The 10,000-nt window shown below is 66.7% G+C and carries 7 protein-coding genes and 1 rRNA gene (1 of these 8 cut by a window edge); 6 read left to right on the top strand and 2 right to left on the bottom strand.

Annotated features, from left to right (window positions below):
* From AC1DPF_RS15475 to kdsA, 3 genes are all read left to right on the top strand, one after another.
* Positions 1-1,981 (top strand): glucan biosynthesis protein (locus tag AC1DPF_RS15475; protein ID WP_477962246.1); only part of this gene is annotated, 1,981 nt, incomplete at its 5' end.
* Positions 1,982-2,106: 125 nt separating this feature from the next.
* The gene (gene mdoH, locus AC1DPF_RS15480; protein ID WP_477962248.1) at positions 2,107-3,984 is read left to right on the top strand and encodes a glucans biosynthesis glucosyltransferase MdoH; all 1,878 of its coding nucleotides are present in this window, start codon (positions 2,107-2,109) and stop codon (positions 3,982-3,984) included.
* A gap of 39 nt (positions 3,985-4,023) precedes the next feature.
* Positions 4,024-4,875 carry a 3-deoxy-8-phosphooctulonate synthase gene (kdsA, locus tag AC1DPF_RS15485; RefSeq protein ID WP_477872575.1) on the top strand — a complete coding sequence of 284 codons (852 nt, stop codon included), beginning with the start codon at positions 4,024-4,026 and terminating at the stop codon, positions 4,873-4,875.
* Position 4,876: 1 nt separating this feature from the next.
* Here kdsA and AC1DPF_RS15490 read toward each other — a convergent pair whose 3' ends face one another.
* Both AC1DPF_RS15490 and AC1DPF_RS15495 read right to left on the bottom strand, forming a co-directional pair.
* Positions 4,877-6,193: a glycosyltransferase family 4 protein gene (locus AC1DPF_RS15490; RefSeq protein WP_477962250.1), complete on the bottom strand. Its 1,317-nt coding sequence runs from the start codon at positions 6,191-6,193 to the stop codon at positions 4,877-4,879.
* Positions 6,194-6,214: 21 nt separating this feature from the next.
* Positions 6,215-7,384 (bottom strand): glycosyltransferase family 4 protein, encoded by a 1,170-nt coding sequence (locus tag AC1DPF_RS15495; RefSeq protein WP_477962252.1) that lies wholly within the window; start codon positions 7,382-7,384, stop codon positions 6,215-6,217.
* Between the two features lie 108 nt (positions 7,385-7,492).
* Here AC1DPF_RS15495 and AC1DPF_RS15500 point away from each other — a divergent pair, with 108 nt between their 5' ends.
* The 3 genes from AC1DPF_RS15500 to AC1DPF_RS15510 all read left to right on the top strand — a co-directional run.
* A complete protein-coding gene (locus AC1DPF_RS15500; RefSeq protein WP_477872581.1) occupies positions 7,493-8,155 on the top strand; it encodes an ABC transporter ATP-binding protein in 663 nt (220 codons plus the stop codon).
* A gap of 118 nt (positions 8,156-8,273) precedes the next feature.
* Positions 8,274-9,458, top strand: coding sequence for a polysaccharide biosynthesis/export family protein (locus AC1DPF_RS15505; protein ID WP_477872583.1), 1,185 nt, complete (start codon positions 8,274-8,276; stop codon positions 9,456-9,458).
* Between the two features lie 422 nt (positions 9,459-9,880).
* Positions 9,881-10,000 (top strand): 16S ribosomal RNA (locus tag AC1DPF_RS15510); it runs 1,369 nt beyond the window's last position.

Here is a 10,000-nt window from a genome sequence, read left to right on the forward strand (position 1 = left end):
GGCGGGGACGGCGTGCCGGTCGCCCGCGATCGGCGGCAGGGCGCGCTGCCGGATGCATGGCGGCAGGGGCAGCGGCGCGCCGCGCGGCAATCGCAACGCCTGGAAACATGGCGGCCAGTCCGCCCGCATCCTCGAAATCGCCCGCTATCTGCGCGCCACCAGCCCCGCCGCGGTGCGCCGGATGGTGGCGCTCGCCCGCGCCCAGGCCGATGCGATCGCCGGCGCGGACAGGGCAAAATGTGAAAAACAGCCGATCAACCCCATGCACCCGGGAATCGGCCCCGGCGTCCGCCCGGAAACACCGTCCTCCGCAATGCACCACTCGCCCGGTGCGGGCCCGGCTTACAGCCCCCGTTCATGTTCGACTCGTATAGCCCCTGCACCGAACGCCGCTGGCTGGATTGACCGCGGGCGAAACGATGCTGAATATCGGACGGGCATGATCGACAGACGGCAAGGCATACAGCTGCTGGGCGCGCTCCTGGCTTTCGGGGGCGGGGCGTTCGCCGCGCCGCCGCGCAGCCGTGCGGCGGGCCAGCCGTTCAGCTGGGACGGGCTGCGCGCCCAGGCCGCCGCGATGGCGCGCGCCCGGCCGAAGCCGCTGCCGCAGCCCGATCCGCGCGCCCATGAGGTCGACTATGACGCGGTCAACCGGATCAGCTTCCGGCCCGATCATGCGCTGTTCGCCGACGACGGCTATGCGGTGCGCTTCTTCCCGATCAGCCGCTTCGCCGCCACGCCGGTTCGCACCTGGATCGTCGAGGGCGGCCGCGCGCGGCCGATCGAGCATAGCGCGGACATGTTCGCGGTCGCACCCGGCGACGGGCCGGCGCCGCATGTCCTGCCGGGCGTCTCCGGCTTCCGGGTGATGAACCGGGGCGGGAAGGGCGACTGGCTCGCCTTCCAGGGCGCCTCCTATTTCCGCTCGGCCGGCGCGTTCGATCAATATGGCCTGTCGGCGCGCGGCCTCGCCATCGACACCGGGATCGACGGCCAGGAGGAATTCCCGGCCTTCACCGATTTCTGGCTGGAGCGCAGCGGGGCCGATGGCGATGGCGGCCTCACCATCTATGCGCTGCTCGAAGGGCCCAGCGTCGTCGGCGCCTATCGCTTCGTGAACCACAACGGAGCCGGGCGCGACGGGCGCGACGGCGTGGTCCAGGATATCTCGATGGCGCTGTGGCTGCGCAGGGATGTCGCGCGGCTCGGCATCGCCCCGCTCACCAGCATGTTCTGGTATGACGAGGGCAATATCCAGGCGCGCACCGACTGGCGCCCCGAAATCCACGATTCGGACGGCCTGCTCGTCCACACCAGCGGCGGCGAGACGCTGTGGCGTCCGCTCGGCAACCCGCCGCGCGCGACGATCAACAGCTTCGCGGACCCCAGGGGCGCCAGCGCCTATGGCCTGCTCCAGCGCGATCGCAGCTTCGATCATTATCAGGATGACGGCGTCTTCTACGAAAAGCGCCCGAGCCTGTGGGTCGAGCCGAAAGGCGATTGGGGCCCCGGCGCGGTGATGCTCTACGAGATCCCGACGCGGCGCGAGACCGACGACAATATCGTCGCTTTCTGGACGCCCGCGAAGCCGGCCCGCGCCGGCAGCAGCTTCTCTTTCGATTACCGGCTGCGCTGGATCGGCGGGGAGCCGGTGCCGGCGCCGCTCGCCCGGGTGGTCGATCGCTGGACCGGCACCGCCGGCCGGCCCGGCACCGAACCGCTGCCCAATGCGCGGCGGCTGGTCGCCGACTTCGAGGGGGCGGCGCTGAACGGGCTCGGCCGCGGCTCGGGTGTCACCGCGTCGGTCTCGGTCGATCGCGGCAAGCTGATCTCGGTCGATGCCTATCCGGTGGTCGGGCAGGCGGGGCGCTGGCGGCTGGTGGTCGACACCGGCAACAGCGACCGGCCCGCCAACCTGCGCGCGACGCTGGAGCGCGGCGGTGCAGCACTCAGCGAGACGCTGATTCATCAGTTTTATTGAGCGTGCATTGTGCAATGCGAGGAAATGACGTCGTTTGAGCCAACGCCTGGGGCGTCCTGACGCAAAGCCGCGCCGGATCCGGGAAAATTTTGCCATATCGGCAACAGCAGAGCGAGACCCGATTCTTGTATCGATTTGACAATGACATAGCGGGCGCCTCGTCACCCGCCTTCGGCGATCCGCCGGCAGGGGATCTGCCTGCCGAAGCGCCGCTTGCCATGCCCGAGCAGGATCTGATGCGCGCGCCCGACGGCGTGTCTCAGGAACCACTCGCCTATTTCGGGCCGCTGTTCCAGCGCCGGCTGTTCCTGATCGTCATGAGCTTCCTGCTCGGCCTGCTCGCCGCGCAGGAGATGTTCACGCCGCTCCGCTCGGACGGCATCGACTGGATCGACGCGGGTTTCTTCCTGCTGTTCTTCGGCCTGTTCGCCTGGATCGCCTTCGGCTTCCTCAACGCCTTCGCCGGCCTGTTCGTGATGCTCGGCCGCGGCCCCGCGCCGGTCATCCCGCGCGAGATCGTCGCGCTGCCGAAGAGTCGAACCGCGGTGCTGATGCCGATCTACAACGAGGATGTCGGTGCGGTCTTCCGCCGGCTTCGCTCGATGACCGAGTCGATCGACCGGGTCGGCGCGGCCGATTTCTTCGATTTCTTCATCCTCAGCGATTCGCATGAGCGCGCCCATTCGCGCGAATATCTCGCCTTCCGGCGGCTGCGCGAGGAGAGCCGCGCCCGGGTCTATTATCGCCGCCGGGAGCGCAACACCGCCCGCAAGCCCGGCAACATCGCCGAATGGGTGCGCCGCTTCGGCGCTGCCTATGACAATATGCTGGTGCTCGATGCCGACAGCCTGATGAGCGGCGCGGCGATGGTGCGGCTGGCGACGGCGATCGAGGCGCGGCCTAATATCGGCCTGCTCCAGACCGTGCCGCAGCTGATCAACGGGCAGACCATGTTCGCGCGCTGGCACCAGTTCGCGTCGTCCGTCTATGGCCCGATCGCGTCGGCCGGGCTACGCTGGTGGTCGGGCACCGAAGCGACCTTCTGGGGCCATAATGCGATCGTCCGGGTCAAGGCCTTCGCCGAGAGCTGCGGCCTGCCCGAGCTTGCCGAGGGCAGCCTGCTCGGAGGCCACATCATGAGCCACGACATGGTCGAGGCCGCGCTGCTGCGCCGGCGCGGCTGGGCGGTGCACATGGTCACGCTGTCGGATGGTTCCTTCGAGGAATTCCCGCCGACCATGATCGACCATTCGGTGCGCGACCGCCGCTGGTGCCAGGGCAATCTCCAGCATCTCCGGCTGCTCAACAGCGCCGGTTTCCACTGGGTCAGCCGGCTCCAGCTGCTGATGGGCGCCTCCGCCTACCTGACCTCGCCGCTGTGGCTGCTGCTGCTCGGCGCGGCGATCTTCGAACAGCTTCGTGCCAATTTCGACGGCTTCGTGCTGATATCGTCGGGCTGGCTGCTCGGCCTGACCGTGCTGATGCTGTTCGGGCCCAAGCTGATGGCGCTGGCCGCCCTGGCCCAGGATCCGGCGCTGCGGCGGCAGCTCGGCGGCTGGAGCAGCATCGCCAAGGGCGCCGCGCTCGAGATCGTCACGTCGATCGTCTCGGCTCCGGTGATGATGCTGACCCAGACGCTGGCGATCGTCGATATCCTGCGCGGCCGCCAGAGCGGGTGGTTGCCGCAGCGGCGCGAGGCCGAAGGGCTCGATTTCGGGGAGGTCGCGCGCTTCTACCGCTGGCATGTCGCGCTGGGAGTCACGATGATGGCGGCGATCGCGGTCGGCATCGACGGCACGATCTGGTCGCTGCCCGTGGCCCTCGGCCTGCTGGTGACGCCGCTCACGGTGTGGCTGACCGCCCGCGCCGACCTGGGCGACTGGCTGGTGCGCCGCGGCTTCTTCGTCTCCCCCGCCGATCAGCTGCGCTTCGAGGAGGGCCCGGCCGAGCCGGTCGATCTGGCGCTCGATCTCGAGCCGCGCTTTGCGATTGCGCGGGGCTAGCCGGGGGCTCTAGAAGCGCGGCAGCAAAAAGGGGCGACGATGGAACTGCTGGGCCGCAAGATAGGGCTCGACGAGCCGCTGTTCGTCATCGCCGGTCCCTGCGTGATCGAGTCCGAGGCGCTGGTGCTCCAGGTGGCGGGCCGGCTGCGCGGGATCGCCGACCGGCTCGGGCTGCAGCTCATCTTCAAGAGTTCGTTCGACAAGGCCAACCGTAGCTCCAACGCCTCCTTCCGCGGCCCCGGCGTGGACGAAGGCCTGCGCATCCTCGAGAAGGTCCGCGCCGAGACCGGCCTCGCGTTGCTCACCGATGTCCATGATGCCGAGCAGGTGCGGGCCGCTGCCGATGTGGTCGACATCCTGCAGACCCCCGCCTTCCTCGCCCGCCAGACCGATCTGATCGAGGCGGTCGGCGCGTCCGGCAGGGTCGCGAACATCAAGAAGGCGCAGTTCATGGCTCCGCACGACATGGCGCATGTCGTCGCCAAGGCGCGCGGCGCGGCCGAGGCGGCGGGGCATCGACCCGCGATCCTGGTCACCGAGCGCGGCACCTCCTTCGGCTACAACAACCTGGTTACCGACCTGCGCGGCCTGGCGATCATGCGCGAGACCGGCTGTCCGGTGGTGTTCGACGCGACCCATTCGGTGCAGCTGCCGGGCGCGCAGGGCGGTTCGTCGGGCGGGCAGCGCGAATATGTGCCGGTGCTGGCGCGCGGCGCCGTCGCGGTGGGTGTCGCCGGCCTGTTCCTCGAAACGCATCCCGATCCGGCCAATGCCCTGTCCGACGGCCCCAATGCCTGGCCGCTCGATCGGCTCGAGCCGCTGCTGGCCGAGCTGCAGTCGCTCGACGCGCATGGCATCGAGGCGCGCCGCCGCTGGCCTGGGCAAGCCTGAGTTAGGTGCGCATTACGCGATCGTACATGTCCGCCAGCTTTGCCTGATAGATCGCGTCGCCGAACTTCGCCGCCTGGGCGGGCGCGGCGGCGGAGATTCTTTCCGCAAGCGCAGGATTGCCATCGAGCGCGCGAATGGCCCGGGCAATGGACGCGGCATCATAGGGGTCGATCAACAGCCCGGCATCACCGACCACTTCGGGCATCGAACTGCTGTTCGACGCGATTACCGGCGTGCCCAGGCTGATCGCCTCCAGCGCGGGGAGCCCGAAGCCTTCGTAGAGCGACGGGAACAGCACGGCCTTCGCACCGCGGACCAGCCGCAGCAGCATCTCGCGCGGCAGATAGTCGAGCTTGACCAGGCCGCTCGCCACCGCCTTGCCGTAAAGCGACACCTGGTCTCCGCCAAAGATGCGGCTTTCCTGCTCGGTTCCCCAATCCCGTGCGCCGACGATCACTAGCGGCGTGCTGGTCTGGGTGGTCAGATAGGCTTCGACGATGCGCGGCAGGTTCTTCTTGGGGTCGAGCGCGCCGAAGAACAGGAAATAGCCCCTGTGCTTGAGCGCGAACATCCCCTCGATCACGCGCGCATCCTCGGCCGGATCGCGCGCGAGCAGCGATGCCGGCACCGGCGCGGTCTGATAGGTGTTGGTAACCTTGTCGGGCGAGGCGCCGGGAAACAGGCTGAGGATGTCGTTCCGGCTCGACTCCGAGACGGTGCAGATATGGTCGCCCTGACGCACGCACAGGTCGATCAGGCGGTGATAGACACGCTTGTTGTCGAGCGTCGTATAGGGGAGCTTGAGCGGCACCAGATCGTGCAGCGTATAGATGTTGCGCGACCCCGCCATGCGGATCGGCACCGGATAGGTCCAGTGCATGATGTCGGGCGGGTTGTCGATCTTGAGCGTCAGGAACGTGCCGCGGTCGCGCAGCCGCCGGTCGGCGATCTGGAACAGGCTGGGCGTGCTGACGATGCGGTCGAAAGCCGGGAGCCGCTCGGCGAAAGTCTGCTTCTCGACGGCGGCGGTCATCGGCACGTCCACGCCGCGGATCGGCAACCACGACTGGACGGTTTCGCGCCGCATGCGGCGCTTGTGCTGCTTGCGGGTCTCGCCGGGGCGGTCCTTGCCGATCCGGTCGAAGAACAGGATCTGGCGCAGGGCGGGGTCTCGCCCCACATCGATGCCGAAGACGCCCAGGGTCTCCTGGCCGAGCGCAGCGACGGCGCGTGCCAGCGTCATGCCGTAGGTCGCGACGCCGGTGCCGCGCGGCATGGCCAGATTATAGCCGTCGATTCCGATGGTGAGCTTGCTCATCCTGATCCACTCAGTCTGTTGTTACGCGGCCGGTAGCGGCCTGCTGACGATTTGGCCACCGTTCCCGGTCAGCAGACGTTCGTGGACCTGGTTCAATCGATCGGCGAAGGCACGGACGGTGAAATTCGCACCGCGCGCCACGCCCCTGCTTTTCAGCGCGGCGAGCAGCGTGGGATCTGCGAGGCTGCGGATTTGCGCGGTCAGCTCCGGCACCGACAGCGGATCGGCCAGCAAGGCCGCGCCGCCCGCGACTTCTTCGGTCGCGCCGCCGCGCGAGGTGAGCACCGGGGTGCCGAGTTGCATCGCCTCGACGATCGGCAGGCCGAAGCCTTCGGTGATCGTCGGGAACAGCAATGCGCGCGCGCCGGCGATGAGCGACATCAGCAGCGGACGATCTACATAGGGCATTCGGATGATCCCTGGAGTCGCGGCTAGGCGGGGCGTGATCTCGTCGGCGCGCCAGCCGTCCGGCCCGGCGATGACGAGCGGCAGGGGCGATCCGCTCGCAACATATGCTTCCGCCAGGCGGAGCAGATTCTTGCGCGGTTCGATGCTGCCGACGAACAGCAGATATCCATCCTTGCGCAGCCCCGGCGGCAACGGCGCAGCTTCGGGCTGGACCGAGAGGCCCGGCAGGCAGGCGCTGATCACGTTCGGATCGCAGCCCAGCGAGTCTATGATGTCGCGTCGGGCGGCTTCGGACACGGTTAGGATATGTTCGGCGCAGCCCGCTAGCGCCTCGAGCAGCCGGCGATGGCGCCTCGGGTCGATCTGGCTCAGCGCGGGCCGTGTGATCGGGATCGCATCATGGACCGTGTAGATGTTGATCCAGCCGTCGATCCGGATCGGCAGCGGATAGGTCCAGTGGACGATGCCTCTGTCGCCTGGCGCGATCAGCCGGAGCATCGTGCCATGCCGGTCGAAATGAACCTGGGCGAGGCGGAAGATGTCGCGGGCGTGGAGCTCGCCGTTCGAGCGGCGGAGCCGTCGCGGACGGTCGGCGAGCGCTTCGGACCATCGATACCAGCGCTCGACCGGGCGGGCCGGTACCATGGCCTTGCCGCAGCTCGGATCCGAGATGCGGAGCGGGGCGATGCCCGGCCGTTCCAGCGCAGCCGACAGCGCGCGCGCATAGGTGGCGACACCGGTGCCCTCCCGGCCCAGCATCCGCGCATCTATTGCGAAGGGCATATTTTGCGTTTGGCGAGGCATCGTCTATGCTCGCTCGCATTGCAGCATGGGCCCGGAGCGTCCAGCATTTTGTGGGTAGGCGTGGCGAGGATTTGGAGAAGCCGTTCGATGATCCGGTTCGATAATGTTTCGAAGACCTACCATATCCGCAAGTTCCAGAAGCAGGTGTTCAGCAATCTGAGCTTCTCGATCAAGCGCGGCGAGAGCATCGGCATCTGTGGCGCCAACGGTGCCGGCAAGTCGACGCTGATGCGGCTGATCTCTGGCGTCGAGCAGCCGACTTCAGGAACGATCGAGCGCAGCATGACGACAAGCTGGCCGATCGGCTTCACCAGCTGCTTCCAGCCGGGCATGACCGGCTCCGACAATGTCCGGTTCATCGCCCGCATCTATCGCCAGCCAGAACAGGAGATCCTCGATTATGTCGAGGATTTCGCCCAGCTTGGCGCCTATTTCCATCAGCCCGTCCGCACCTATTCATCGGGCATGACGGGCCGCCTTGCCTTTGGGATCTCGCTGGCGATCAATTTCGACTGCTATCTGGTCGACGAAGTCACCGGAGCGGGCGACGAGCGCTTCCGCAAACGCTCGCACGAGGAGTTGTACAAGCGACGGGAAACCGGGACGCTCATCATGGTGTCGCACGATCCGCACACGCTGCAGCAATATTGCGAGCGCGGCGCCGTTCTATATGGTGGAAACCTGACCTTCTACGATACGGTTGCCGAAGCCTGCGAAGTCCACCATGGCCTGCAAATGCGCGCAGCGTGATCGCGCCAGCTGCCTTTCTCCTTCAGGCTGGTGAATAGGGCTTGACGAGGCTGCGTCCCGCGCGCTTGTCGTCGCGCCCAGTCATAGATTTGCCGCGATTGTCGATATAGGGTCCTCCATGCATTCCAGTTCTTCCGCCCGCTTCCGAGTGACCGGCGCCTTGTCGGTGCTCGCAGTCCTGCTGTCGGGCTGCGCCTCACTGCCCTCCAGCGGGCCGACCGGACGCCAGGTGATCCGGGGCGCGCAGGATCCGCAGGCGGCGCTCCGTTTCCAGGTTGTCGAACTCGATGGGGCGGCGTTTCAAAAGCTGCTGGCCGTAGCGCCGGCAGGGCGCGGCGCGGGGCAGATCGCGGCACTGGCGCGCGAGGGTCGGGTCGACCGCATCGCTCCGGGCGATGCGTTGCAGGTCAATATCTACGAAGTCGGCATGACCTTGTTCGGCAGCACTACCCAGAGCGCCTCGGGCGGACTCGGCAGCAGCGCCACGATGCCTGATACTGTCGATGCGAGCGTCCGCTCGCAGCCGGTCAATATCGTGACGGTCGCGCCTGACGGTACCATCCGCCTGCCTTATGTCGGGCGGCTGATGGTCGCCGGATCGACGCCCTATGATGTCCAGCGGATGATAGAGCAGGGGCTGCACGGCAAGTCGCAGAGTCCGCAGGCGATGGTGACCGTGGTCAACAGCCCGGGCAACAGCGTTTATCTGCTTGGCGACGTTACGCGCAGCGGGCGGATGCCGCTCACCGCTGCGCGCGAGCGGCTGCTCGATGCGGTAGCGACCGCAGGCGGTTCCAAGGTCAGCAGTTCCGACACGGTGGTGCGATTGACCCGTGGCGGCGAGAGTGCGGAGATGCGGCTCGGCGATATCCGGCCCGGCGGCAGCGACGACCTCGCCCTGCTGCCAGGCGACCGCATCGAGCTCATCGGCGAGCCGCGCAGCTTCAGCGCGTTCGGGGCCACGCCCAAGGTGTCGCAGGTGGCGTTCGAGTCGCCGAGTCTGACCTTGGCGGAGGCGCTGGCGCGGGTCGGCGGTCCCAATGATGCCCAGGCCGATCCGAAATCGGTGTTCCTGTTCCGCTACGATGCCGCGGCAATAGCCGCCGGGGAACCGCCGGTCATCTATCGGCTCAATCTGATGAAGCCGGAGAGCTATATCATCGCGCAGAACTTTCCGATGCGCGACAAGGACCTGATCTACATCGCCAACGCGGCGTCCAACCCGGTCAGCAAATTCGTCGGCATCCTGAATCAGCTATTTGCACCTCTGCTGACGGCGAGGGTGCTCACCAGGAACAACTGATTCGCGGATCGGGCGACCGAAAGCGCCATTTTACAGGCGGATAGGCGCGGAAAACGCCCGAATTCCACGACCCTATAAAAGTGCTTGACGACATAGGGAGTCGCGCATAGAAGCGCCCCTCACCGGCGGCGGCGAGTTGGTTTTTCCGGTTCGCTTCCTGGCCTCTTATCGGATCGTAAATGCGATCTCCCTGGGACAAATGTTCCGGGTGGTAAAGGCTCGTCCGGTTCTTTCTCATTGTTGGATTGATGAAGGGACATGTGGGCGGCGGCTCCGGTTTCTGGCGGCTTCAAGGCGTCGGAGGATCGGTAAAAGTCAAGTCGTTCCATGTCTTAATATGCAAACACACTTTGTGTATTGTGCAGGAACGGCTCCTTGAAATGCTGGTGTGCCCTGGGATTCCCCTGGGGTATGTCGGACATCAACTTGAGAGTTTGATTCTGGCTCAGAACGAACGCTGGCGGCATGCCTAACACATGCAAGTCGAACGAACCTTTCGGGGTTAGTGGCGCACGGGTGCGTAACGCGTGGGAATCTGCCTT

The organism is Rhizorhabdus sp. P4_G6, assembly GCF_056401045.1.

What these genes read in the sequence shown, in the direction of transcription:
- AC1DPF_RS15495 (WP_477962252.1), bottom strand. Translation starts at nt 7,384, where the DNA reads ATGCCCTTCGCAATAGATGCGCGGATGCTGGGCCGGGAGGGCACCGGT.
- AC1DPF_RS15505 (WP_477872583.1), top strand. Translation starts at nt 8,274, where the DNA reads ATGCATTCCAGTTCTTCCGCCCGCTTCCGAGTGACCGGCGCCTTGTCG.
- AC1DPF_RS15490 (WP_477962250.1), bottom strand. Translation starts at nt 6,193, where the DNA reads ATGAGCAAGCTCACCATCGGAATCGACGGCTATAATCTGGCCATGCCG.
- kdsA (WP_477872575.1), top strand. Translation starts at nt 4,024, where the DNA reads ATGGAACTGCTGGGCCGCAAGATAGGGCTCGACGAGCCGCTGTTCGTC.
- AC1DPF_RS15500 (WP_477872581.1), top strand. Translation starts at nt 7,493, where the DNA reads ATGATCCGGTTCGATAATGTTTCGAAGACCTACCATATCCGCAAGTTC.